The organism is Solirubrobacter ginsenosidimutans (assembly GCF_027587205.1).
In genome coordinates, this window is the sequence record NZ_JAPDOD010000023.1 from 1 (window position 1) to 24442 (window position 24442).

Genomic DNA, 24442 nt, shown 5'->3' on the forward strand with positions numbered 1-24442 from the left:
GACGCCGAAATCCCCCCAGCCGACGTTGTCGCACAGCACGAACACGATGTTCGGCTTGGTCGCTGTAGCCATCGACGTCCTCCTGCTCGGCGGTTTCACCGCACCGGATCGGCGCGGGGGATGCCGTCAACGCGCCGATCGCGCATCGCCGGCCGTGCCGTCTTCGCTCGTGGTGCTGTTGACGCCACGACCGTATGGGTCCCGGAGCCGTTCCTCATCATCCAGGCGGGATGAAACACCGACGTCTCCGCGACCAGCTTCAAGACCCGATCCCGAGACGCCCGCTGCGGACGACCGAACGCGTGTTGGAGGCTCGATCTTGCGCCCGGGCGCTGATTTCATCCAGGAAGGATGACGCGCGGGCAACCCTCAGAGCGTTGAATGGGCGTTGCGATGGACGGCAATATGCAGTCGAAAACGACGAACGAACAAGCCCATTCGTCCGAGAGTCGGAAGCTGCCGTCCCTGCGCAAACTCATTTACATCGCGCTGGGCGCGCTCGCTCTCCTGTGGGTCGTGCCGGAGATCATCGCGGGGCTCGGCTCGATCGACATCCAAGGCGTCGAGCGCCCTTACCTCCTCACATTCCTGTTCGTCTGGTGGGACGCGGTCATTCCGGTCTTCCCGAGCGAGTCGCTCCTGAACACAGGTGCGACGCTGATCGCATCCGGAGACCTGGACCTCCAGGTCTGGCTGCTGACCCTCGTGGGCGGACTCGGCGCGGTCATCGGCGACAGCACCCTGTACTGGTTCTCTAGGACGGTCGGTCGCAAGTACGCGGCGGAACAGCTTGAGAAAGCGAAGCAAGACCCCAAGATCGGCGCGGCGTTCGAGGTGCTCGGTGCGAACGCCCCCTTGGTGATCGTCGCCGGTCGGTTCGTGCCCGGCATGCGGTTCGTGATCGGGGTGACGATGGGCCTCGAACGCTAGCCGTACACCCGGTTTCTCCCGTTCTCGCTGCTCGGTGGCTTCCTCTGGGCGGCCTTCAACTGCGGGTTCTCCTACCTCATCGGCTCGACCGTGCTCGGCGAATACTCACTGCTCTCGCTTCTCACATCAGCGGTGGTCACAGGGGGCGTTCTCGCCATCCTCTACAAATCCCTGAAACGCAGCTACGAGGAGCAGCAGGCTCAGACAGCAAGCTCCCAGCCGGAGCCCGCCGAGGTGGCCGACAGCACCGCTTGAGCGCAAACGCTTGGACTTCCCCGCTCGCGCTGCTCGTTGCCTACATCTAGTTCGTCGACGATCGAAGCGTGTCGGGCGACATCCCGACGAGCGGCCGGTCAGCCGGCGCCCGCATGACCCACCGGCCTCCCGCGCTGCCCTCACTCAAACCCGATGCCCCGCGGCCGGCTCCCGGCATGCTCGTGCCGCCACTCACGAGTGGACGGCTTCATAGACCGAGCGGCCGCACTGCATCACGGAACACCCGATCACCCATCATGTCGCCGACCCGGAGCCACCCCGGATCGCGGACCGAGATAAGGCTGGGCGTCCGCGCGCACCGCACCCGCACCACCCACCAGGCTCACGCTCCACCGCCGTCGACGCGGTTGACGGCGAAGACGAGCACAGACAAGGAGCGAGAAGGGAGCGGCGCAGCCAACCGGCCGCTCGCTAGTCCTTTCGCCTGGTTGGAGCAGCGCTTCGTGACATTCGGGTCGTGCCCATGTTGTGGAACAGCGACACTCAGACGAACGGGCGCTCGGCAGTCCGGCGATGCGACGGGTGTAGGACCGACCCACCCAGAGGGTGGCACGCCTGGCGGCGTGCGGGTGGGTGGGGATCGGTCCTGCACCCGGCGGGGCCACTGAGATCAGAAAGGCCAGACGATGGCTGAGACGATCACCGCCAGCGGGGTTGCGCGTACGATCGCGTTGAGCGCGATCACGGTGCGCGAGGGTTTCAATCCGCGCCTTCGCTTCGACAACGTCGAGCTTGAGCGGTTGACGCAGTCGATCCGCGAGACGGGTGTGTTGCAGCCGGTGCTGGTGCAGCCGGCCGAGTGTGAGGGCGAGTTCGAGCTCGTCGACGGCGAGCGCCGCTACCGCGCGGCACACAAGGCGGGCCTCACTGAGATCCCGGCGTTGATCCGCCCGCGCGAAGCGGAGACGGGCGGATTGGTCGACGCGCTGGCGGCGAACTTCCACAAGGCTCCGCACACGCCGGTCGAGGAGGCCCGTGCGTTCGCGCGGCTGCTGGAGGCCGGGCTGACGCGCAAGGGCGTCAGCGAGCGCTTGCAGGTCTCGCGCGAGCTGGTGCGCGAGCGGCTGGAGATCCTCGAGCTCGACGAGGCGCTGCACGCGAGCGTCGACGACGGGACGATCCCGTTGAAGGCGATCCGCACGCTGTGTGGCCTGGCGAAGATCGATCCGGGCCTGCCGGCGGGTGCGCTGCGGCGGGTGACGAGCGAGCCGGCGGAGTCCTGGCGGCGGCGGGTGTCGTGGGCGGACGTGATCGCCGATCCGATCGGCGCGGTCACGGCGCAGTACGCCAACGAGCAGCCGGATCTGCCGGCGGGTCTGTTTGACGCTCACGCGGGTTACCCGCTGTCGGCGTTCGGGCTCGACGAGCGCGGCGAGAAGAACCTAGCCGCTCTCACGAAGCTCAACCCGGCGTACGCGAACCGCGATGCGGTCACGGTGCGCTTCGGCCGGGACGCGATCGCGGCGGCGGAGAAGCTCCGCGCCGCACACCTCTCCGAGCGGGGGCACTCGGCGATCATCGTCGGCCAGGAGGTCGCCGACCAGCTCGTGGCCGACCAGCTCAAGCACGCGCTCAAGGACGAGCGGGCCCGCGCCCGGGTCCGCCGCGAGCAGACGTCCACGAGCACCGCGGGCAACGACGCCGGCGATACCACGCCGGCGGAGAGCGAGGAGCAGGCGCAGGAGCGCCGGCGCGTAGAACGCGCCGCGGAGCTCGAGGCGCGCGCGACGGCGGTGGCGTTCAACCTCGAGCTCGGGATCGCGGTCGTGAAGGCCTTCGCGAAGGTCAAGCTCGACGCGCGCGTGCTGCAGGTGCTCAGCGCGGTCGACTTCAAGGACGACGTGGAAGCGCTGGCGACGCGCGGTGCGCGCTACGGGTTCCCGGGCTGGCCGGTCGAGGAGACCAAGGGCGACAAGACCAAGACCGTCTACCTGGAGCGCTACCAGGCCGCGGCGAAGGCGCACGAGTACCTCGACGGCGCCCGTGAGCCCGGCGAGATCGCCGGCCGCTGCCTGGCGCTGGTCGTGATGGCGGTGTTGGCCGACGAGACCTGCCTCGCGCGGTCGAACCGCTCGATGGTCTCGCTCCACGACTACCAGCCCTCGACATACGAGATCCCCGGGGCGACGCCGACGGGGCTGCCGTGGCGACGGCGCGTCGTCGAGCTCGCCGAGGACCTCGCCCTCGAACGGCTTCCCGAGCACCTCACCCAGGCGCTACGCGACCGCCGCGAGCGGGAAGCCGCGCAGAGGGTCGCCGAGGCGGAGGCGCGCGAGAACGCTGCGCCGGCCGACGCCCCGTTGGCCGGCGCCTGATTGAGCTCTCGGGCGGCGGCGTGGTTGCGCCGCGCCGCCGCCCGGCCGTCTTCGACTTCCGAGAGAGGAGTCCGCATGTCTACTCCGCGCCGCCGGCTGACCGAGGCCGAGCGCACAGAACAGCGCGCCCGCGATCGCGAGCTGACCGTCCGCGCAGTTGAGCAACTGCGCAGCAGCGCAGGCTGGCAACGATGGCTGCAAGTGCGCGGGCGCACCGGGCTGCGCCGTTACAGCGTCCGCAACCAGCTGCTGATCGCGCTGCAGGACCCGAACGCGTCGCGCGTGGCCGGGTTCCGCGCCTGGCTGACGCTCGGTTACTGCGTGCGCAAGGGCGAACACGCGCGGGTCCGTGTGTGGGCGCGTTGCGAGCCGTCGCGCAAGAAGGTGCAGGCGTGGCGCGACGCCGGTGCCATTCCGTCGGAGAAGCCGCGGGCGTTCTACCGCCTAGAGGCGGTTTTCGACACGTTATCTCGTGATGTGTGAAGAGTGTCGAATGGTGCGCTAGCAGGCCTGAGCAGCGAGCCCGTGCCGTGCGCCGCTTCGCGGCGGGGGTGGTCGGTGGTTGCCGGGTTCCCCCCGTGCTGGCCTGACCGCCTGATCGTCGCATCCTTCGGGAGCGCATTGCGGGCGCCCGCGGCCCGGAGCAAGCGTGCCGATCTCTGAACGAGTGGTGCTCGACGAGCACGACTAGCGTCGCTGGCGGCGAACATGGCGTGTTGATGCCGTCGACCAGTTCGCCAGCGACCGTCGGCGAACTCGGTCGCCGCGTCGGCAGCGCCATCTCGGCGGTGCCAGCACGTCGCGACTGCCGGGCCCGGGCGGCCAGCTGGTCCGCGACGCCGTGACGAAAGTGCTCGGAATCCACAATATGGATAACTCTCGAGCAGGTCGCGCGCTGCTTCGTTCAGGCGCGAGAGCGAGAGTGCCGGGTGGCGCGCCAAGCCGTCATCGTGCCGCTCGCATGCCCCGAGAGCGGAAGCGACCGATCATCCGCTGTGGGTGATGTGTCGACCGATCCGGCACGGTTAGCTGCGGCGAGATCGGTCATCGCCGGGCGCTTCCCGTCGTATGGCCGAAGTCGATCCGAAGGAGCTGGCGTGACTGAGTCCGTGCTTGCGAGTTGGAGGGAGGGGCCGGTCAAGCAGGCGATCGTGGACTTTGTCGCGTTGGCGACGACGCCGGGCCCGGGGTTCGTCGCGGTCGCGGACCGGATCGCGACGTTCGATAACGACGGCACGTTGTGGGTCGAGCAGCCGCTGCCGCCGCAGTTTGACTTCGTGTTCCGGCGCTGGGCGCAGGAGATCAAGCAGGACCCGTCGCTTGCTGAGCAGCAGCCCTATAAGGCGATCATCGCCAGAGACCCGGCGTTCTTTGCGGGCGTCGCGACCCAGGACCCGGAGGTCGTCGGGGCGCTGCTGGCGGCGTTCGCTCGCACGTGGAAGGGCACGACTCCGGAGGAGTTCGACGCGCAGGTCCGCGAGTGGCTACAGACCGTCAAGCAGCCGAAGCTCGGCGTGCCCTACATCGAGCTGGTCTACAAGCCGATGCTCGAGCTGCTCGATTTGCTGCGGGCGCACGAGTTTCGGGTGTTCGTGTGCTCCGGTGGGGGGCGCGACTTCATGCGCGTGTTCGCCGAGGAGACGTGGGGCATCTTCAAGGAGAACGTGATCGGCACCGCAGCGGAGTACAGATACGCCGACGGCAGGATCGTCCGCGCCGAACACGCCCTCGGGAGCCTGAACGTCGGGCCGGGCAAGCCTGAGCACATCTTCGCGCAGACGGGCCGCCTTCCCGCGCTGGCCGGCGGGAACGCCGACGTCGACATCGAGATGCTTGAGGCCGCCCGGTTCTCCGTGCTCGTCAGCCATGACGACGAGGAGCGCGAGTTCGCCTACACCAGCGGCGGTGAGGCGTCGCTGGCCCGGGCTAAGGAGCTGGGCTGGACCGTCGTCAGCATGAAGGACGACTGGATCACCGTCTTCTAAAGCAGGGGAGCCGCATGAGTGATCTGACCGCGATCGACGTCCTGATCGACCCCGACGAGGCCGCACTTGCGCGCGCCCGCGAAGTCAACGCCCGGGTGCTGAAGAGCATGCCGGGGTGGGTACTCGACGACACCCACCAACCGCACATCACGACCCTGCAACGCTACGTGCGCACCGGCGACCTCGATCAGGTCTACGACGCCATCGAGCAGACCGTCGCGGCGACCGATATCGCCGCGCTCTCCTACCAGGCCGTGAGGATCACGCACGCCGACTGGGGGTTCCCCGGCTATGGACCGACCGTGCTGCTCGTCGACGTCGACTCGCACGTTCTCGCGTTCCAGGCCGCCCTCGTCGCCGCCGTCGCCCCGTTCGTCGAGGCGGGAGGCACCGCCGCGGCGTTCGTGACCGACCCCGGTGAGACGATCGAACCGACGATCATCGACTGGGTCGAGGCCTACGTCCCCAACCAGATCGGCGAAGGCAAGTACCTGCCCCACATCACCGTCGGCGTCGCCAAGTTCGACGACCTCAAGATCATCGAGGCCGAGCCCTTCGACGCCTTCGACGTGCACCCCACCAGCATCTCCGTCTACCACCTCGGCAACAACGGCACCGCCCGCAAACTCCTCAAGACCTGGCCGCTGACGACCTAGAGGCGACGCGTCGGACCCACGACGCGCTGCTCTTCGAGGCAGATGGAGCGGTGTCGGCGGCGCGTGCTTCGAGGCGAACGCGGGAGCGCCCAGGTCGCGCCTGTCATCCGTTTCGGGCGATGCGTGGTCGCGTTCGGTCGCGTTGGCTTGGAGCCATGACCGCAACCTTGGCGGGTTGGCAGGACGGCGCCGCGAGGCAGGCAACCTGGGCGAGTCGGTCGATAACCGCGAAGCCGGAAGAGGGGTCTCGATGGCCACGGACAAACCCAACGTCCTGCTGATCCTTGCCGACGATGTCGGCTGGTTTGACGTCAGCGCGTATCACCGCGGGATCATGGGCACCCGAACGCCGAACATCGACCGTGTCGCGGCCGAGGGCGCGATGTTCACCGACGCGTACGCGCAGGCGAGTTGCACGGCGGGGCGGGCCGCGTTCATCACCGGTCAGATCCCCCTTCGCACGGGCTTGACGACGGTGGGCATGCCGGGCGCCAAGCAGGGCATCTTCGCGGAGGACCCGACGCTCGCCGATCTACTCAAGCCCGAGGGCTACATGACGGCCCAGCACGGGAAGAACCATCTGGGCGACCGCAACGAGTACCTCCCGACGGTCCACGGCTTCGACGAGTTCTACGGCAACCTCTATCACCTCAACGCCGAGGAGGAGCCTGAGCAGCCCGACTACCCGAAGGAGCGGCCGATCTTCCAGAAGCTGTTCGCCCCGCGCGGGGTACTGGACTGCCGCGCGAGCGACGTCGACGACCCCACCGAGGACGAGCGTTTCGGGCGCGTGGGCAAGCAGACCATCACCGACACCGGCCCGCTGACGCGTGAGCGGATGGAGACGATCGAGGACGACCTGCTGGCGCGCTCGAGGGACTTCATCGACCGCGCGCAGCAGGCCGGCAAGCCGTTTCTGCTGTGGCACAACACGACGCGCATGCACGTCTGGACGCGCTTGTCGGAACGCTGGAAGGACAAGACCGGGCTCGGCGTCTACGCCGACGGGATGCAGGAGCTCGACTGGGTCGTGGGCGAACTGCTCGCCAAACTCGACGACCTCGGAATCGCCGAGAACACCATCGTGATCTTCGCGACCGACAACGGCGCCGAGAAGTTCACCTGGCCCGACGGCGGGACCACGCCGTTTCGCGGCGAGAAGGGCCTCGGCTGGGAGGGCGGCTTCCGCGCGCCGTTCACGATCCGCTGGCCGGCCAAGATCCCGGCCGGACAGGTGCTCAACGGCATCTTCTCGCTCGAAGACGTGGTTCCGACCGTGATGGCGGCGGCCGGCGTCACCGACGTCAAAGAGCGGCTGCTCGACGGCTACCAGGCGGGCGAGAAGCACTTCCGCGTCCACCTCGACGGCTACAACCAGCTCGCGTATCTCACTGGCGAGAGCGAGGAGTCAGCTCGCCACGAGTTCTTCTACTACGGCGAGGGTCAGCTGTTCGCCATCCGCTACAACAACTGGAAGGTCCACTTCCAGACCAAGGACGACTGGTTCGCGGGGGCGCTCGTCCGACCCACGGTGCCGCAGCCGGTCAACCTGCGCAACGATCCGCTCGAGCAACACATGGACGCGCCCTACTACCCGTTGTATGCCGGCGAGAAGCTCTGGACCGTCCTTCCCGCCGCCGCGATCGTCCAGCAGCACGTGGCCACGTTCGACGCGTTCCCGCCGCGCCAGCCGCCGGCCGATTTCAACCCGCAAGGACTAGTCGAAGCGGTGCTGGCGGCCGCGGCTCAGCGCCACGGGAACTAGCAGCCGTGACAGCCCACGACGCAGTGCCGCGAGCCGCACCGGACAGGCGACGAGTACCGCAGTCGATCGACACCACCTCAACATCCCGCCTCGGATTCCGCGCGATCATCCGTGGCTGACTCACCACGGCCGTCGATCAGCTAAGCATCGTCCAACCGCGCGTCCAACGCACGGAGAGTGCCGGAACGCGTCGCTCGTGCGTTCAGAAGCGGTAGCGCGGGACGCCAACACGCCGCCGCGTGACGCCAACCAGGACAAGAAGTGCACGAGCCCCAGGCCGTAGGTCCGCACCGTGTACGAACTCGACCCGCGCACGACCAGCACCTCAAGAAACGCCACCGCCTGATCGCCGCCGTCCAACCGTTCCAGACGGCCGATCGCATCGCTCGACAGTCCACCCGCCATCAGCGGCACCGACCGTACGTGGCTCACCGGACAAATCACGAGACAAGACCGTGCCCAGGTCGATCCGTTGCCGCCTCCGGCCGAGCCGGCGCCGCTGGACGCGCCGATCGCCCCGATCACGGGTGACACGCTCGCGTGGGCGCTGCCCGAACTCACCACGTTCGCCACCGTGCTCAGCGTCGAGGTCCTCTGGGAAGCGATGGTGGCGGGGCACGACGGCTGGTACCGGCCGCGTGAGCAACGGATCGCGATCAACACTGCGATGTCGGTCGATCAGCAGGCCGCGGCGGTGGTGCACGAGCTCGCGCACGCGCTCGTCGACCTCGACCGCCACGGCGAGGACCCGGCGATGGACTACGCGATGGAGGAGCTGGTGGCCGAGTCGGTCGCGCACGTGGTGTGCGGGTTCGTTGGCCTCGATACCTCGGGCAACTCGATTCCGTATCTCGCGGCGTGGCGCGAGAGCACCGCGGCGGACGCGTTTGAGCGTGTCGCTGGGCTCGTCGATCGCCTCGCACGGCGCCTCGAAGACGCGCTCGACCCGTCCGGCGACGAGGCGGTCGGCACGGCACCGGTGAGCGCTGCGGGGTAGGCGCATCCGTCCCGGCGTCGGCGTGGGCCGGGGTGTGGGAGTGGGGACCGGGCTTGCTCGCATGCTGCCTCGTCCGGGCGCAATCCGCCACGCCACCTGCGCCCTGCGGGTGCCCGCTCACAGGTTCGCGGCGCAGGTGGCGCGTGCGTTCGCGCCCTCCCGGGCTTCGGCATCCGCATGCCCAGCCCCCACACCACAAACCGCCCCGACAAGCCGACGGCCAACCAGCTGCGCTACCTGCGCCAGCTCGCCAACCGCGCCGGTCAGACCTTCACCTACCCGACCACCAAGCATCAGGCCTCCGCCGAGATCCGCCGGCTCAAGAAGCTCGCCGAGGACAGCCGGCTCGAGCGCGAGGTCGAACGTGACCGCCTCCAGCGCGAGGTCGAGCTGCCCGCCGACGCCGCCGCCTACCGCGAGGACGAAGTTACCGGCCACGGCGCGGGCGCGCACTGGACTCACCATCCCGACGAGCGGCCCGCGCCGACCGCCGGCGCCGAGCGCAAGCTCGCCAGCTACGAGCTCCCCGACGGGACCGAGCGCGCGCTCTTCGCCCAACGCATCCGCGGCCGCGTCGCCATCAGCGACCGCCCCACCAGCGGCCACGGCCGCGTCTACCTCGTCGAACGCCACGTCCACAGCCAGGACGAGATGGACGCCCTCATCGCCCACTACATCGCCGACAGCGTCGACCGCGGCGAACCCGCCGTCCTCGTTCCCACCAACCCGGAGCTCGGACGATGACCACCACCGAAGCGACTCGCGAGCGCCGCCAGGCGCTCGCGGCGTTCTACGACGCCCACCAGCGATCCCTCCAGCGCCTCGTCCATATCAAGGCCGGCGGCGCCGGCGCCGAGGCCGTCCTCGACGCGTGCGCGTTCGCCTGGCTCACGCTCGTTCGCCGGACCGACGTCACGCTCGACGACCGCGGCTTCGGCTGGCTGGCGACCGTCGCGATGCACGAGGCATGGCGTACCAAGCGTGACTGCCGCGAAGTTCCCTGTGGGACGTTCGCCACGAGATGCGAGGACGATCGCGAGCTCACCGATCCACCGAGCCTGGCCAGCGACCCGCTCGATCGCGTCCTCGCCGCAGAGCTGCACCGAGAACGCGTTGCGCGTTTTGCCGAGCTGATCGCGAGCGAGCGGCGTGATCTCTTGCTCTTGGCGGGCGGCTATCGCTACCGCGAGATCGCCACGCTCACCGCGAGCACCTACACCGCAGTCAACCACCGGATCACGCGAGGGCGTGCCCGTCTGCGAGACGCGTCCGCGAGCTAGGCACGAGGGCCCGCCGCCGGGTTCGTGCTAATCGAGGTCCGCTCGAACGGCGGGATGTCGGCCTGGTCGGCCTCTAGAGCGATCCACAGCGTAACCGGACCCATCCGCACGACGAGGGTCGCGCGATCGCGCTCATCCCAACCGGCGCCGTCGAGCAACGCCGCGGTGATCAGGAACCCCGCCGTTGCGTCCGCGAACGCCACCGCCACCGCGTCCACGCCACCGTCGGACAGCTTCTCGCCGCCGGCGAGCAGGCCGTCGAGGATCGCGATCGTCACCAGCGGCTCGCCCACAACGATCGCGACCTGCACGCGCCGCCCCGTCCAACCCAACAGCAGCGTCAGCAGCTCTTCGTAGGTCACTGCCCGCACGCTCGCGCATGCCGCGTCCGTCCGGTATCCCCTCGTTGCAGGATCGCGTGGGGGATGCCCAACCGCCGAATGCAGGACCCCTTCGGCGGGGGCGCGGCCGTCGGTGTTCGGCGCCGCGCGCCCGCCCCGGACGGGTAGCCGGTCACCACCTATAGGCGCAAGGATCACATTCTCGCCCCTCGGATCTCGCCGCCAGCAGGCCCACGGGGCGGCTCGGGGTCTCGGTGAGTGCTCGCGTCGCCGACGTGCCGTCCCAACGGGGCCGCAGGGACGGCTACGCCGTTGGCACCAAGTCGGGCCGGTTCGGCAACGGGGCGGTGCGCGGCAACGGCGACTACGGAAAGCGCCGCCGCCGTGGGTCCTGGCTGCGGCGCGTCGCCGGCGACGGGTCCGCCGCCGGCGACGGCGGCTTGCGGGCGCGGTCGGCCAACTGGAGAAGCACGCGCTGGGCATGCTCGTCGGGCAGCGCGTGCAGCGACTCCAGGGCGCCGGCGAACTCCGCCAGCTCGAGGTCCGGCACCTCGAGCGCGAGCCGGCCGGCCCAGCGGATCGCCGAGCGCTCGAAGCGCTTGTCGTCCTTCGCTTCGATCACGAGCAGGATGGCCAGCGCGTCGCGGAGCGCGACCCAGCCGAGCTCGGCGGCGGTGGCCTCGATGAGGGGCAGGTTGCCGACTCGGATGGCGCGTGTCAGGCGGGTGTAGGGCGATCCGTCGCTCGTCATATACGAACACATGTTCGCATGCGCGGCGACGGATGCGCAGCTGGCCAGCCGCGCAACCGCGCATCCGTGCGGGGCCTGCTCTGCGTCAGCCGGCGGTGGAGTACGCGGCGATCCGCTTCCCGGGGCGGACGCATCTGGCCAGCCGGGGCAGCTCGGACGCCAGCGCGGTCTGGCACGTCCAGCCAGCGTGCTTGCGCAGGCAGGAGGAGCCGCCGCAGAGAGCGTGCGAACGGAAGTAGGTGGGCAGGATCGTGCGGGCGGTCGAGCACGGCACCCTGCCGCGTTGGACGATGATGCCGATGCGCGCGCCGTCGTCGCGGATCAGGCCGCAGGAACGCTCGGCCGCAGGGTGCGCGCCCGAGACGCCGGCCTGCCCGGCGGCCAGGGCGAAGATGAGCACGGCGAGACGGGTGAGATGCTGCATTTGGGAACCTCCGCAGACGTGGGCGTTCGATTCCCATAGGCGCCGCGCGCGAAATCTCGCCCCCTCTACATCACGCGTGCGTTCACGCGGTGCGAGACGCCGTCAGCCGTCGATCCTGCCGTGGTCATCGTCTCGGCCCGTGTCCTCGTCGTCGCCTTCGGCGATAAGGCTCCGCGGCAGGGGCGCGCACACACCGCAGACGCCGCGCAGGAGGCGGCCGTCAGGGCCATTGACGGGCGGTAGCGGCTGCCCGCGGCACCACGGACATTCGTCGTCTGGCGAGCTCATTGCGGTTCGCTCGGCACGTCGATCGGCGTACAGCCCTCGAGTTCCTCGACGCAGCGTTCGCAGATGACCCGTTGCCCGTCGCGGCTGGCGGTCACATCCCCGCAGCATTCGCAGCGCACCGTCACGACGGCGAGCGTAGAGCTGGAGGTTCTCGACTGCAGTCACTCATCCGTCCAGCCGCCCTCGGCGGACGACGTTTACGAGCGTGATCACGAACCGCAGCAGCGCCCGTGTGGCGATGAAACTGGGTGCACCGCGCGGATCGGTGTCTTTGGACCCGGCGTTCGATGGCGGCCAATTGACGGCGGGAGCTTTGGCGCCTAGGGGTGCGATGTGTTCGGGCGTGTAGCGAAGCCGCGTGGTCATGACGGCTGCGAGCTCGGCGTCGACGGCGTTGGCGAGCACGTACGCGTCGTTGCAGAGTGGGGTGTGGCCGGCAGCGAGCATCACCAAGGTCAGCTCCGACGCGGCCTCGGAGAGTGCATCAGCCGCTCGGTCCATCGCGCGCAGGACAGGATTGTCTTCGGTCATGCTCCTTATAGGCGCGCGAGCAAGAACTTTGCCCCCGGCGACGTTCTTCGTGTCGGCGTCATTCAGGTGCCCTCGTGGCGAGCGCCGCGTCGCTTGTCACGCTTTACGGCGTCCGTCGTCTGCACTGACGTCGTGGGCCCGGCGGACGGTGGAACCGTTCGCCGGGACCACGTCTAGCGAACGGCTTCCATGCCTACGTCCCCGGTTCCGGCATCAAGCCACAGAGGACCCGGCACCTGAACGGCGGTGCCGCGCGACACCGCTGAGGCGATGTCGGCGTTGCGTCGGCCGGGCCACACCCCTGGGCTATCCGGCCGCGAAGGTGATTCGGGGCGCGGGAACTGCGGCGATGAGCGCTGCCCGGTCCGGGTGGAGTGCGGCCATCCCCAGTGTGGTGAGCAGGTGACCGCAGGAGTTGGCCAACGCAGTTTCGGCGGTAACGGGCTCGTACATGTCCGGCACGGTCGCCGGTGCGTGGGCGGTGAAGGAAGGTTGCTGTAGGGCGTACTCGGCGAAGGTCACCAGATGGGCGTGACGGGCCTGGTGGAGCTCTTCGTCGGTCACCTTGCCGTCGCGCAGACGGGAGACGGCTTCGAGACGCGCCTTGACTAGGTCGATCATGGAGTCCGTCATCATCGGCGCGGCCGGATGACCGACGGCTTTGCGGACCTTGCTGTCGCCGGGCTCGAAGACGTCGCGTATAGCCCGTTCGAGGCGTTCGTAGTCCAGGCGGAGGGTGTAAGCCATGTCGGTCACGGCGTTGAGTAGCTCGCGCCGCGCCGCGATGGAAGCGCCGGGGTTGTCGAGTCGTCGGAGGATCTCCTGCGCGCTGTGCCGGGCCTGCTTCTTACTCACGCGGGGGTCGCCCAGCCAGGTGATCATCGCGCGTCGTGCCTGGTCCGTCGGTACGAACTGATCTCCCCAATACATCCAGATGCCTACGGGGATGCGAGCCAGACTCTTGATCTTGTTGTTTGGTCGGTGATGCAGAAGGGTCAGAAACAGCTGCCGCTGGTTGGCTGAGTAGAGAGCCTGGTGGGAACCTCGCCCTTTGCCCGCCGAACGGCGCTGGGGGTAGTTCAGCAGCCCGAGTTCGGTCCAGTCCCGCACGAGGCGAACCCCGACCTGGTGTCCGCTGCGGGCTGCGTCGTCGACGAGCTGGTCGATCGTGCCCGGTTCAAGGATGTCCGCCACCTTTTGGAGATTACACCGGATTGGTGTGCCCGATCGGTGCTTTTGGCACCCGGACCGGGGATAATCCATTGGAGAACGAGCAAACGACCGGGCCGCACATGTGGGCGCCCTGGTGCCTAGAAAGGAGGTGATTCACGATGCCAAGAACATCTGTGGGCCAAGGCCCCGGCGATGCCGACAAGTGGTTGGCGCTCGCCAGCGCCCTCGCGGCTCTCGGCTTCCTGCCAAAGGGCTGGCAAAAGACCTTCGCTGCCGCTGGTGCAGCGTATTTTCTGATCAAGCTGTTGTAGCCCTGGGCCGCCCCGGTCGCCGGTAGGTGGTCGTCGCACATACCGTCGGTGTCGGGTGCGCAACCTGCAAAACCCCGGCGCCGGCGGGCAGCCCTCGCGGGCGTACCCATCTGCTGGTGGCTGCTCGCCCTTCCGACGCAGCGCCAAGAGGGACGCGTGCTACGCCAAGGTCCACGAGGCGGCTCCGGACCGCCCGTACCTGGACCTGTCGCGCGGCGCGCCCGCCTCGGCTGGGACGACTGGAGTCATGACTCGCTCGACTGGCACCGGACGTTCCCCTGCTCCCGGACACCATCGCAGCTCGCGCCTTGCGTGCGCGCAAATTGCGCGTTGCCACCGCGAGGTCGAGCTCGACGCACGGCTTCAGTGCGGTCCTACTGACCGGTCCGGTCGGTAGCCTGCAGCCCCGGCAATGGCGTCCATCTCGCGCATCCTTCCAGGCGACAGCCCAGCACTGCGCAAACAGCGTGGCGCGTTCTTCACCCCGTTCGAAATCGCCGACTTCACCGCTGGCTGGGCCGTCGCCGGCCGCCCGGACGCGAAGGTGCTCGACCCGACGTCAGGCGAGGGCGTGTTCCTACTAGCAGCCGCCCAGCATCTCGCGCGCGCGGGCGCAGCTCCCGAAGACATGCGCGACCAGCTCTACGGCGTAGACATTCACGCCGACTCGCTACAGGAGACGCAGGGTTTGCTCCGCGAGGTCGATTCCGAAGCAACACTCATCGATAACGACTTCTTCTCCCTGCCCACACCCGCGCAGCTCGGCTCACCAGTGCCGTGGGTGGACGCCGTGATCGGCAACCCGCCGTACGTGCGATACCAGGAGCACCGCGGTGAAGCCCGCCGCCGTTCGCTGGCGGCGGCGTTCGCCCAGAAGGTGCGCCTGTCCGGGCTGGCGTCGTCGTGGGCGGCGTTGCTGGTCCACGCATGCGCCTTCCTCAAGCCTGAAGGCCGGGTGGCGATGGTGCTGCCGGCCGAACTGCTGACCGTCGGGTACGCCGAGCCGATCCGCCGCTGGCTCGGTGAACGGTTCGCCGCAGTGCACCTCGTGCTGTTTGAGGAACTCCAGTTCGCCGACGCCGAAGAGCAGGTCGTCGTCCTCGTCGCGCGCGGCTCCGGGGGATGCAGCGCGCTCGCGCTGCATCAGCTGCGCGACGCTAGCGAACTGGCCACCCAGCACCTGTTCGACTCCGAGCCGGTCGCCCTGGGCCGGCCGGAGGACAAGTGGACCGACCTGCTGTTGCCCATGCAGCGCCGCAGCCTGTTCCGCAGGATCACCGATCGGTCCTTCACCCGCCTCGACAGCTACGGCACACCCGAGCTGGGCACCGTCACCGGCTCGAACGCGTTCTTCACTCTCAACGAAGCCACACGCGCCGAATATGGTCTGGGCCGCAATCACTTGCAGCGCATCGTGCCCCCAGGCGCACGCCATGTGCCGGGTACCCGGTTCACCGAAGGCCACTGGCAGCAGCTGCGCGCCGACGGGCAACGGGTCTGGATGCTGCACCCCGCCGCGGACACCCGGCGCCGTGACGGCCTGGCCCGCTACTTGAACGAGGGCGAAGAGCGCCTGGTTCACGAGGCGTATAAGTGCACGATCCGTGAACCGTGGTGGCGGCCGCCCGCGGTCCGCTCCCCGGACCTGATGTTCACGTACATGAGCCACGTGACGCCTCGGCTGGTCGCCAACGAGACCGATGCGACGATTGTGAACTCGCTGCATGGCATCACCCTCGGTCCGGATGCCCCAGACATCACCCGTGACGCACTACCGATCGTCGCGCTCAACTCGGTAACCATGCTCGGCGCGGAGCTATTTGGCCGGTCCTATGGCGGCGGCATTCTCAAGATGGAGCCGCGGGAGGCCGCCAGCCTTCCGGTCCCCTCCCCCGACGCGCTTGTCGAGGCGTGGACGCGGCTCGAACCGCACTGGAGCCGCCTCGACGAACTCGTGCGGCACGGCTGCTGGGAGACGGCGCTGGCCCACATCGACCGGGCACTGCTGATTGAGACGCTGGAGCTGAGCGCCGCCGAGGTCGCCTCGATGCGGGCCGCCGCGACCCGCCTGCGGGCGCGGCGCACCCGGACCGCCGCCGCCGACGCGACCTGACGATGGCCGACCAGGACGTCTTCTCCGAGTTCGACGCGTTGCTGCGCTCCGCCGACCTCACCGAGTCGCCGTGGAAGCAGGGCTCATACATCCCCGAGCTCGACCTGCTGCGCGACCTGCTCAAACTCACCCTCGGCAGCGCTCAACGCTCAGGGCGCATCGCCAAAGGCCTCGACGCGTGGATCGCGCACGAGCTGCGCCGGGCTGGGTTCCTGCACGACGCGGTCTGGCCCCGTACCCGCCGGCCGCGGATCCTGCCGGCCGACCTCGCCGACATCGAAGCGGCGATCGACGAGCTCGTCGCGGCAATGGAAGACGCCGAGGCGACTGGCCCGCGCCTGACACCGGCGCGGGTCCGCCGGGCGATCCGCAACCTCAACGACAAGCGCCTCGGTGAGAAGGACGCCTACATTCTGGGCGACTTCTACGCCAAGCAAGTCGACGTGGTCATCTCGTCCTGGCGCCGCGGCCCGGAACTGCTCGTCTCGACCAAGACGATGTTCTCGTCGTACCGCAACAACTTCAAGAACCGCCACGAGGAAGCCGTCGGTGAAGTCAGCACCCTGCGCCGCAGGCACCCCATGGCCGCCATGGGGTTCGTGTTCCTGGTCCGCAGCAACATCTACGACAACGAAGGCGACTACGGGCTGCTACAGAACATCCTGACCCGCCTACGGCGGCCCGGCGAGACGTTCGACGCCACGATGCTGCTCGTAGCCGAATGGGACGAAGCCGATCCCGCCGGCACCGTGCGGCCCGTCGACCAGCCCGACCCGTCGCTCGACGCCGGCACCTTCTTCGCCGACCTGGTCAAAGCGACCACGGAGCGCACCCCAGCCGGTGAGCACGCCGAAGTCCGCCGCCGGCGCGAAGGTGAGCCCAAGGGCGGGCTACCCGACATAACTGCCGCCGAGATCGAAGACATCGACGCTGACGACTAAGCCGCCGGCCACCCGTTCCGGCACTCGGAGCCCGGCGTTCCGCGTCGAGTCTAGTGGTCGGCGACCCGGCTCGCTGGCGTCGGCCTAGCCGCGCTCACGCAGGCGCTGACGCGGCGCAGGCCCTGGTTTGAGCGTGAAGAGAATGTCGCTATTCGGGCGGCGCGCGAGGGCTTTGACGGCCTGCACCACCTGGCGCTCGAGTGGCCGTACGCCCGTGCTTGCTTTGAAGATGGTCTTTGGATCAAACGGCGCCGCATCGGGGTCGCTCTGCCGCGCTTCCTCGCGGTCGGCGACGTAGAAATTCATCTCGTCGACCACGTAGCTCACGTAGAACTTGAGCTGCTCGGTGATCTCCTTGGTCTTGCCTGGCAACCAACGCTCCGGGCTCTCAAACAAGAGTTCCCCGACCTCGCTCTGACGGATCACGACGGCGGCTAGGTAAGCGAGCGTGAAACGGACGGATGCGAAGCTCGTCTGGAGCTCTGCGCGCAGGTCCCCCCGAGCATTCTCGACTGCTCGGTTGAGCAGGTACGCCAGGAACAGATTCTCAGCCGTGGCGCGTTTGAAGATCCGGTGGTAGTCCTGATCGAAGAGCTTCAACTTGCGAACTGCCGCCCAGGGCTCCTTGAGCCAGACTGCGAGAAGCATCTGGGCCGCGAGCTGATTGTCAAGAACAGCCTCTGCGCCGTCCGTTGGCTGTCCGCGGCGGATGTCGTAGAACAGGTCGTCGCCGAACTTGTCCTTGATCTGTTGCTGCAGATCTCGCTGGACTCGATCATTCGATCGCAGGTCCCGGGTGTTGACCGGGTTCTGGTTGTTGCTTCGATACGTGATTCGGTCAGCCAGGGCCGCGCGCCCGCCGGTCTCGACGACCTTCACGACGATGTTCAGCGCCGGCGTAATGCTGTCGCGCTCCCGCCAGAGCGACAGCAGCGACTGGCAACCATTGACGACTCCGACCCCTTCGAGATTTACACCCTCGTCATCGACGATGAGGCGATCGGTCAGCAGCGTTAGCCCATTGTGGTAGGCCGGGAATGAGGCGTGCTCGTCCGCGCTCTTGATTGTGGCTCTCAACTCGCGGTTGATCTTCGTATTGCCGAGGCCGAGACGGACGTTGAGATCGAAGATCGTCAGATTCTCAATTCCCGGCAACCGCACCAGTTCCGTAGCGGGAACCAGCGCGAGCGCCATGCTTGCGGCGCTCGCGAGGGAGGTCTCGATTACGCCGCCAACCGGATGAAAGGTCAAATCTGCCGATAGAAGGCCGCTGCGCTGTGTTCGGCGCGCGACGTCAACAAGTCGAGGCCGATCCCAGAGGTCGATTGTCGGCTGCTTGCCACGAATCGCCTTGAGGTAGTCCTTGGCTGAGGAGTCCCGCGCTGCGTTCGTGACGAACACGAGCCGGACGGTCGGCTCCGCCGTCTCGAACTTCGCACGCAGGTCGAGACGCGCGATGAGGTTCGCAAGTTCCTCGTTGGGCGACGAGGCGAGCAAGCGATCAATCCCTACCGGTCCGTCGAAGTACGCCGCGACGCCCATGAAGGACTTGAGGTCAGCGTCTCCCTGCGTCGGCTTCGCCGCCTTTCGATGCTTCGACTGCAGTACGAACAGCTCGTTCGCGTCCTCGTCGAAGACGATGGCATCGACGCCCTTGTCTCCTCCGCCGTCACAGATTGCGTCCTCGACCTGATCCGGTTCCTCGCGCATCACGTTCTCCAGAAACCACGCCAGGAGTGCGGTCGACTCCGTCCGGTTGCCGATGTGATGTGGCGCGAGTTGATTCTGGAGAAGCGCGTGGTTGTCGGCTCCGGTCGGCATGCGTTTGAGAGTACTTCGATCACGTCCCCGGGTTCGAACCGCAGGCGGCCAACAAACCGAGGGCGGCGAGCAGCATCCAGCGGTCGCGTTGCAGCGCTGCCAAAGCTGCGCATGCGCCTTGTGGCATTGACTGTCGGCTCTAAGCCGGGCTCGAGGCGTCTCGAAGCGAGCCGCCTCTGTCAGCCGGCAGGTGTGTTTCGACAAGCCGCCATGGGCGTCCCGAGGCTCCGACAAGGCGCCCTTGCGCGACGTTCGCCGCGGCTGGGGCGCGTGACAACGGCTTCGGTAGCCGACCGAGTCGGTCCTCAGGCGGTTCCGACAAGATCCCGCAGGGCGCTCCCGCCCGAGTGCTCTGCGACAGCCATCCAGCGCTACGCGTTGCGCGCAGGGTTCGCAGTCGCGGTTCCCTCAGCGTAAGCGCAAGGATCAGGCATGGGCTCTAACGTCAGGTCCTATGGCCGAGCCGCTGCTCGAGGAAGTGTTCAAGACGTCAGGGGTTCCGACGCACACGTTCGTCGCGCCGAGCGAGTTCCCGCGGCTGCGGGTGGCGTTGCGCACCGCCGGACGAGGCGTGGTCATCGAAGGCCCGTCGGGCATTGGCAAGACGACTGCGGTGACGCGGGCGCTGGACGAGATCGGCATGACAGGAAGCGCTCAGATCCTCTCGGCTCGCGTGCCGGACAACGTCGAGTACATCGCGGAGCTACCGCATACGACGGGGTTCGGGGTGGTTGTGGTCGACGACTTCCACGTTCTGCCCCTCGACGTAAAGAAGGCTCTTGCCGACCACTTGAAGGTCCTTGCTGACGCGGAGGACCCAAGGAGCAAGCTTGTGATCGTCGGGATCAACCGGGCAGGCGATGCGCTCGTCCGCCACGCGCCTGACCTCGCGGCGCGCCTGGACGTCCTGCGCTTTGAGGTCGAGCCGCCCGAGAAGCTCGAGCAGGTTGTCCGCCTGGGAGAGACGGCGCTCAACGTCAAGCTGTCCGCCGCAGCACAGATCGTCACTGCCGCGCAGGGAAGTTTCTACCTCGTGCAGATGCTTAGCCGCGAGCTGTGCTTGGCCGAAGAACTCACCGAGCGCCAGGACGATCACGTCAACGTTACGGCGTCGTACAGCAGCGTCAAGCACCGCGTCATGGAGCAGCAGGAGAGTCGATTCGGCCCCGTCGTCCGCAAGTTCGCGCGCGGACCCCGGTTCCGGCCCAGCGGTCGCGCGAACTACCTCCTGCTCCTCAAATGGCTCGCCGAGTCCGATCGTTGGGACATTGTGCTGCGCGAAGAGATCGCCCGGCATCCTGAACACCGCCGTTCCGTTGGTCAGGTCGTCGACAAGGGCTGGCTGGCCGGGCATGCCGCCGCCGACGACATCGCCGAGATCCTGCACTATGACCCCGATGGCAACGTCCTCTCGGTCGAGGACCCCCAGCTGGTTTTCTACCTGCGCAACCTTGACTGGCAGCGCTTCCCGCGCGCCCTCGGATTCGAGAACGTCGAGCTCGAGCACGAGTACGACTTCGCGTTGTCCTTCGCTGGCGAGGACCGGCCGGTGGCCGATGCGCTGCACGAGCTGCTTGACGCGGACGACTACGTAGTTTTCTACGACCTCAACGAGCAGGCCCGGATCGTCGGGGAGGACGTCGAGGCGTTTCTGGCACCGATCTATGCCTCTGATAGCCGCTTCGTCATCGCCGTGCTCGGGCGGAGGTACGGGGAGAAACGCTGGACGATCTTCGAAAGCGAGCAGTTCAAGGAGCGCTTCGACGACGGACATGTCATCCCGATCTGGGACAAGGACGCTCGGCCAACACGGTTCGACGGGACTCGCAACATTGGCTACCTGACCTTCGACTCGGCCGCCGACCCTCACGATGAAGCGTTGCGCCTGGTGACGGTCATTAAAGAGAAGCACTCGCAAGCAATGCGCGACACGACCGGCACTCCTCAGATTCAGCTTGATATCGACAGCGCGATCGTGGCCGACGACCCGCCGCCGTCCGCACCGGCGCCGGGCGTCGTGTAACGAGCGCCGTCGCCGCTGAGGGCACGAGGGGACCGTGGCGCTGGCCGGCCGCGGTGGACGTCGCGAGCGCTCGCGGAACCCACCGGGCCGCCTCTCCGACTCCCGATAACTTCCCCATATCGGGAGTCGGTTCCGTCCTCTCCGCGGCCTAGGGTGGCGGCCATGACGACCGAGCTCGATGTCGCGGCCGCGCTCGGCGACGAGCCCGGGGTCCTGCCGGCGGTCGCGGTCGATGCTGATGGGGGAGCCCTCGCGCCGCTGGCGGAGTTGGCCGAGCGCGCGCGCAGCTATGCCCGCGGCTCGAAGGCGGCCAACACGCTGCGGGCCTACGAGTCCGATCTCCGCCACTTCGGCGCCTGGTGCGATGCCCGAGCGCTCACGGCCTTCCCGGCAGAGCCTGAGACCGTGGCGCTGTACCTCGTCGACCACGCCGAGCGCCTGGCCGTCTCCACGTTGCGCCGGCGCCTGGCAGCCATCTCCGAAGCCCACCAGGCGGCTCGATTTTCGAACCCGACCGTGGACTCCGCTGTGCGCGTCACATGGGCCGGCATCCGCCGAGCGCACGGCACGGCGCCCGACGCCAAAGAGGCGGCCGTGACCGAGGTCGTGGCGGCAATGGTCGCGCCGTTGGGCGAGCGTCTTATCGACGTGCGAGACCGAGCCGTGCTGCTCGTGGGCTTCGCCGGCGCCCTGCGCCGTTCGGAACTTTCCGGGCTCGACGTCGGCGACGTCGTCGAGACCGGGGAGGGCCTGAAGATCACCGTCGCTCGCTCCAAGACCGACCAGGAGGCCGAGGGCCACACGATCGGGATCACCTACGGCTCCAACCCGCCAACGTGTCCGGTCCGCGCGTGGCGCGCGTGGCTCGAGGCCGCCGAGATCGAAGATGGCCCGGCCTTCCGTCGCCTTCCGCATGGCCGGACGACGCCTGACCGCATCGCCGGCGACGGGATCGCCCGCATGGTCAAGCGCCGAGCCGTGGCAGCTGGCTATGCACCCGAGCTGTTCAGCGGGCACTCGTTGCGCTCGGGCTTTGCCACCACGGCGGCCCGCGCTGGCGTAGCGGAGCATCGGATCATGCGCCAGGGCCGCTGGACCACGAGCCAGGCCATGCGGGGATATATCCATGAGGGCGAGCTGTTCGTAGACAACCCTTCGGCGAAGCTCGGGCTCTGAAAGGCGTCACTTAAGTTTTTGACACGGATGCGCGTGTCTGTTAAATCTGTCGGCGTGGAATTCGTACCTGAGCCGCTCGCGCGGCGCGTCGGCCCGGAGCAGGCCGAGATGCTCGAGCAGGCCGTCGGTGTGGTCTGCCGGGAGCTCGCCGCCGCTTACGAGCGCAACGCACGGGAGTTCGATCCGTCCGTCGGCGACAACGCGTACACCTTCGCGACGAACGTGCTGCATCACTCGCGCTATGGCGTCGCCCAGCAGCTCGGCGACCGCGTCGAGATCGAGGTGTTGGAGAGTGGCCTGGCGTGGCGGCTGCAGGTCGGTGAGACCACGCTGCGTGTCTACAAGATGGGCCGCGTTGCTCCGTCTGACATCCGCCGGCATCGGCTGGACCCGTGCAGCACGGTCAAGCGGCAGATGGGCGAGGACAACTCCGCGGACATGCAGCAGGTGCTCGATCTCGCGGCGGCGTTGCCGCCGCAGACGGCCGCGCAGCTGGAGGCCGGCTTCGCGCCGAACGAGTTGGCGATCGTGCATTTCGGCACCGACAAGGGTCTCGCGGCGCTGTTCTGGGGCGCGCCGCTGGAAGTTGAGCGCGACGGATCCTTCTGGGCGTGGGTCCAGGAGGTCGAACTCCCCGTGATCGCCGCCACCGCTAACTTCGGCGTGGTTCGCTCAGACACGGACCCGGTCGCGGCCGAGGACGACGAGCGCGACCTGTCGTTCGACGAGCGCGAAGAGCCCGAGCTGGATCTCGACGTCCGCGACGAACCGGACGTCGACCAGCGCGAAGAAGAATGAGCGGCTCGGCCTCACGTGAGGCAGCTGCGCTGTTTGATCCATCGCGGTTGCGACTGGCGCGCGAGCTATGCGGGCTGCGCAAAGTCGAGCTCGCGCGCTTGGCCGAGGTGACGCCGGCGGCGATCACGCAGTACGAGGGCGGCCAGAACCGTCCGAGCCCGGCCACCCTGGCGCGGCTCGCGCTGGCGCTCGGTCAGCCGGCGTCGTTCTTCGTGCAGGACGGGCGCCCGCAGATGCAGCCGGACGCCGCGGCGGCGTTCTTTCGCAGTCTGCGCGCGACGCCCCAGCTCGAGCGCCAGCGCGCCGTCGCGTGGGCCGAGCTGACCTGGGAGCTCGTGGCGGTCCTGGAGCGTCGCGTACGCTTCCCGAAACTCGACCTGCCCGATGATCTTCACCTCGGCGAGCATGCCGACCCTGACGCGATCGAGGCGGCCGCGGACGCCGTTCGAAGTCGGTGGGCGATTCCCCCGGGCCCGATCGCGCACGTCGTGCGACTGATCGAAGCCCACGGCGGTGTCATCGCACGCCTACCGGGCGGTGACGATCGGCTCTCGGCCTTTTCGCAGTGGATCGCCGGCCGACCGATCGTGATGCTCTCGCCCGATCGCGACGATCGCGCGCGGCTGCGCTTCGATTCCGCGCACGAGCTCGGGCATCTGGTGCTGCACGCCGATCCCGAGCCGGGCAACCGGACGCTTGAGCGCCAAGCCGACGCGTTCGCTGGCGCCCTGCTGATGCCGCGCGACGAGATCCTCGAGGAGCTCCCGAAGCGCTGGGACTTCCGCACGTTCGCCGCGCTCAAGCGGCGCTGGGGAGTCTCGCTGGCCGCGCTGCTCTATCGCGCCCGCGAGCTCGGACGCCTGACTGAGAACAGCTACCGCTGGGCCGTGACGACCCTCTCGCGACAGTATGGCCGGCGCAAGGAGCCGATCCATCTCGGGCCAGTCGAGCAGCCCAAGCTGCTCTCCCGAGCGGCCGAGCTCGCCTTCGGCCCTCACTACCACCACGCCCTCGCCGCCGAGCTGCATCTCTCGCTGGAGACGATCGAGCGGCTCGTCGACGACACCGGGCCGCCCAAGCCGGCCTTGACCGCCGAAGCGCTCCTCGCCGAGGAGCAAGACAACCCGCGTCGGCCGAGAGCGGTCGCGCCCACCATGCCCTCGTCCGGATCCGAAGGAGCGTCACCCGTGAGTAATCCCAACCGCCGCCATGTGACCAAGCGGCCCGACGGCCAATGGCAGGACAAGCCGGAAGGCGCGACCCGCGCCGCCTCCGTGCACCCCACGCAGGCCGCAGCGGAGGCCGCCGCCAAGCAGGTCGCCCGCAACCAGCCGGGCGGCGCTGAGGTCGTGACCCACCGTCCCGACGGTCGCATCCGTGACTCCGACACGATCAACCGCCGCGACCCCAACCCGCCGAGGGACACCAAGCACTAGCGTCGGCTTGCTCCATCCGAGGCTTGAGGTCTCTGCCCCTTGTGCCCGCAAGCGCTCGAGGGCGGCGAGCAACCTCCGACGTCACCCGAGGGGCGAGACATGCGGCGCGCC

At 68.3% G+C, this 24442-nt stretch carries 22 protein-coding genes; 15 read left to right on the forward strand and 7 right to left on the reverse strand.

The window, feature by feature from the left end; translation table 11 throughout:
- The first annotated feature begins 393 nt into the window (after nt 1-393).
- The 9 genes from OM076_RS22740 (at nt 394) to OM076_RS22780 (ending at nt 10204) form a co-directional block, all read left to right on the forward strand.
- Complete coding sequence (locus OM076_RS22740; RefSeq protein ID WP_270042370.1) at nt 394-930, forward strand: DedA family protein; 537 nt, start codon at nt 394-396, stop codon at nt 928-930.
- A gap of 902 nt (nt 931-1832) precedes the next feature.
- Entirely contained in the window at nt 1833-3521 is a 1689-nt protein-coding gene (locus OM076_RS22745) for a ParB/RepB/Spo0J family partition protein (protein WP_270042371.1), read from the forward strand.
- A 75-nt stretch (nt 3522-3596) separates the two neighbouring features.
- Nucleotides 3597-4004 (forward strand): ArdC family protein, encoded by a 408-nt coding sequence (locus OM076_RS22750; protein ID WP_270042372.1) that lies wholly within the window; start codon nt 3597-3599, stop codon nt 4002-4004.
- Between the two features lie 614 nt (nt 4005-4618).
- Nucleotides 4619-5506 (forward strand): HAD family hydrolase, encoded by an 888-nt coding sequence (locus OM076_RS22755; RefSeq protein ID WP_270042373.1) that lies wholly within the window; start codon nt 4619-4621, stop codon nt 5504-5506.
- A gap of 14 nt (nt 5507-5520) precedes the next feature.
- Nucleotides 5521-6162 (forward strand): hypothetical protein, encoded by a 642-nt coding sequence (locus tag OM076_RS22760; protein WP_270042374.1) that lies wholly within the window; start codon nt 5521-5523, stop codon nt 6160-6162.
- A 250-nt stretch (nt 6163-6412) separates the two neighbouring features.
- Entirely contained in the window at nt 6413-7927 is a 1515-nt protein-coding gene (locus tag OM076_RS22765) for an arylsulfatase (RefSeq protein ID WP_270042375.1), read from the forward strand.
- A gap of 472 nt (nt 7928-8399) precedes the next feature.
- Entirely contained in the window at nt 8400-8924 is a 525-nt protein-coding gene (locus OM076_RS22770) for a zincin-like metallopeptidase domain-containing protein (RefSeq protein WP_270042376.1), read from the forward strand.
- Between the two features lie 177 nt (nt 8925-9101).
- Entirely contained in the window at nt 9102-9668 is a 567-nt protein-coding gene (locus OM076_RS22775; protein ID WP_270042377.1) for a hypothetical protein, read from the forward strand.
- On the forward strand, nt 9665-10204 hold the full coding sequence (locus OM076_RS22780) for an RNA polymerase sigma factor (protein WP_270042378.1): 540 nt from the start codon (nt 9665-9667) through the stop codon (nt 10202-10204). The genes OM076_RS22775 and OM076_RS22780 overlap by 4 nt, the downstream gene beginning before the upstream one ends.
- Here the strand turns inward: OM076_RS22780 and OM076_RS22785 are convergent.
- From OM076_RS22785 to OM076_RS22810, 6 genes are all read right to left on the reverse strand, one after another.
- Entirely contained in the window at nt 10201-10566 is a 366-nt protein-coding gene (locus tag OM076_RS22785; protein WP_270042379.1) for a hypothetical protein, read from the reverse strand. The genes OM076_RS22780 and OM076_RS22785 overlap by 4 nt on opposite strands.
- A gap of 343 nt (nt 10567-10909) precedes the next feature.
- Nucleotides 10910-11296 carry a hypothetical protein gene (locus OM076_RS22790; protein WP_270042380.1) on the reverse strand — a complete coding sequence of 129 codons (387 nt, stop codon included), beginning with the start codon at nt 11294-11296 and terminating at the stop codon, nt 10910-10912.
- Nucleotides 11297-11381: 85 nt separating this feature from the next.
- Nucleotides 11382-11720 (reverse strand): hypothetical protein, encoded by a 339-nt coding sequence (locus OM076_RS22795; RefSeq protein ID WP_270042381.1) that lies wholly within the window; start codon nt 11718-11720, stop codon nt 11382-11384.
- A gap of 284 nt (nt 11721-12004) precedes the next feature.
- Nucleotides 12005-12133, reverse strand: a complete 129-nt coding sequence (locus OM076_RS22800) for a hypothetical protein (protein WP_270042382.1) — start codon at nt 12131-12133, stop codon at nt 12005-12007.
- Between the two features lie 40 nt (nt 12134-12173).
- Nucleotides 12174-12539, reverse strand: a complete 366-nt coding sequence (locus OM076_RS22805; RefSeq protein WP_270042383.1) for a hypothetical protein — start codon at nt 12537-12539, stop codon at nt 12174-12176.
- Between the two features lie 306 nt (nt 12540-12845).
- Nucleotides 12846-13733 carry a hypothetical protein gene (locus OM076_RS22810; protein WP_270042384.1) on the reverse strand — a complete coding sequence of 296 codons (888 nt, stop codon included), beginning with the start codon at nt 13731-13733 and terminating at the stop codon, nt 12846-12848.
- 702 nt (nt 13734-14435) lie between these two features.
- Between OM076_RS22810 and OM076_RS22815 the strand changes: the two genes are divergently transcribed.
- Both OM076_RS22815 and OM076_RS22820 read left to right on the forward strand, forming a co-directional pair.
- Nucleotides 14436-16136, forward strand: a complete 1701-nt coding sequence (locus tag OM076_RS22815) for an N-6 DNA methylase (RefSeq protein WP_270042385.1) — start codon at nt 14436-14438, stop codon at nt 16134-16136.
- Between the two features lie 38 nt (nt 16137-16174).
- Nucleotides 16175-17077 (forward strand): hypothetical protein, encoded by a 903-nt coding sequence (locus tag OM076_RS22820; protein WP_270042386.1) that lies wholly within the window; start codon nt 16175-16177, stop codon nt 17075-17077.
- Nucleotides 17078-17161: 84 nt separating this feature from the next.
- On the opposite strand, the gene OM076_RS22825 is transcribed toward OM076_RS22820, so the two are convergent.
- A complete protein-coding gene (locus tag OM076_RS22825; protein WP_270042387.1) occupies nt 17162-18898 on the reverse strand; it encodes an AIPR family protein in 1737 nt (578 codons plus the stop codon).
- A 454-nt stretch (nt 18899-19352) separates the two neighbouring features.
- Between OM076_RS22825 and OM076_RS22830 the strand changes: the two genes are divergently transcribed.
- From OM076_RS22830 to OM076_RS22845, 4 genes are all read left to right on the forward strand, one after another.
- Nucleotides 19353-20921 carry a TIR domain-containing protein gene (locus tag OM076_RS22830; protein WP_270042388.1) on the forward strand — a complete coding sequence of 523 codons (1569 nt, stop codon included), beginning with the start codon at nt 19353-19355 and terminating at the stop codon, nt 20919-20921.
- A gap of 162 nt (nt 20922-21083) precedes the next feature.
- Nucleotides 21084-22097 carry a tyrosine-type recombinase/integrase gene (locus OM076_RS22835; RefSeq protein ID WP_270042389.1) on the forward strand — a complete coding sequence of 338 codons (1014 nt, stop codon included), beginning with the start codon at nt 21084-21086 and terminating at the stop codon, nt 22095-22097.
- 18 nt (nt 22098-22115) lie between these two features.
- Nucleotides 22116-22895 (forward strand): hypothetical protein, encoded by a 780-nt coding sequence (locus OM076_RS22840; protein ID WP_270042390.1) that lies wholly within the window; start codon nt 22116-22118, stop codon nt 22893-22895.
- 47 nt (nt 22896-22942) lie between these two features.
- Nucleotides 22943-24331: an ImmA/IrrE family metallo-endopeptidase gene (locus OM076_RS22845; protein WP_270042391.1), complete on the forward strand. Its 1389-nt coding sequence runs from the start codon at nt 22943-22945 to the stop codon at nt 24329-24331.
- Nucleotides 24332-24442: the final 111 nt, after the last annotated feature.

What these genes read in the sequence shown, in the direction of transcription:
- OM076_RS22740 (WP_270042370.1), top strand. Translation starts at nt 394, where the DNA reads ATGGACGGCAATATGCAGTCGAAAACGACGAACGAACAAGCCCATTCG.
- OM076_RS22745 (WP_270042371.1), top strand. Translation starts at nt 1,833, where the DNA reads ATGGCTGAGACGATCACCGCCAGCGGGGTTGCGCGTACGATCGCGTTG.
- OM076_RS22750 (WP_270042372.1), top strand. Translation starts at nt 3,597, where the DNA reads ATGTCTACTCCGCGCCGCCGGCTGACCGAGGCCGAGCGCACAGAACAG.
- OM076_RS22760 (WP_270042374.1), top strand. Translation starts at nt 5,521, where the DNA reads ATGAGTGATCTGACCGCGATCGACGTCCTGATCGACCCCGACGAGGCC.
- OM076_RS22765 (WP_270042375.1), top strand. Translation starts at nt 6,413, where the DNA reads ATGGCCACGGACAAACCCAACGTCCTGCTGATCCTTGCCGACGATGTC.
- OM076_RS22775 (WP_270042377.1), top strand. Translation starts at nt 9,102, where the DNA reads ATGCCCAGCCCCCACACCACAAACCGCCCCGACAAGCCGACGGCCAAC.
- OM076_RS22780 (WP_270042378.1), top strand. Translation starts at nt 9,665, where the DNA reads ATGACCACCACCGAAGCGACTCGCGAGCGCCGCCAGGCGCTCGCGGCG.
- OM076_RS22790 (WP_270042380.1), bottom strand. Translation starts at nt 11,296, where the DNA reads ATGACGAGCGACGGATCGCCCTACACCCGCCTGACACGCGCCATCCGA.
- OM076_RS22795 (WP_270042381.1), bottom strand. Translation starts at nt 11,720, where the DNA reads ATGCAGCATCTCACCCGTCTCGCCGTGCTCATCTTCGCCCTGGCCGCC.
- OM076_RS22805 (WP_270042383.1), bottom strand. Translation starts at nt 12,539, where the DNA reads ATGACCGAAGACAATCCTGTCCTGCGCGCGATGGACCGAGCGGCTGAT.
- OM076_RS22815 (WP_270042385.1), top strand. Translation starts at nt 14,436, where the DNA reads ATGGCGTCCATCTCGCGCATCCTTCCAGGCGACAGCCCAGCACTGCGC.
- OM076_RS22825 (WP_270042387.1), bottom strand. Translation starts at nt 18,898, where the DNA reads ATGCCGACCGGAGCCGACAACCACGCGCTTCTCCAGAATCAACTCGCG.
- OM076_RS22830 (WP_270042388.1), top strand. Translation starts at nt 19,353, where the DNA reads ATGGCCGAGCCGCTGCTCGAGGAAGTGTTCAAGACGTCAGGGGTTCCG.
- OM076_RS22835 (WP_270042389.1), top strand. Translation starts at nt 21,084, where the DNA reads ATGACGACCGAGCTCGATGTCGCGGCCGCGCTCGGCGACGAGCCCGGG.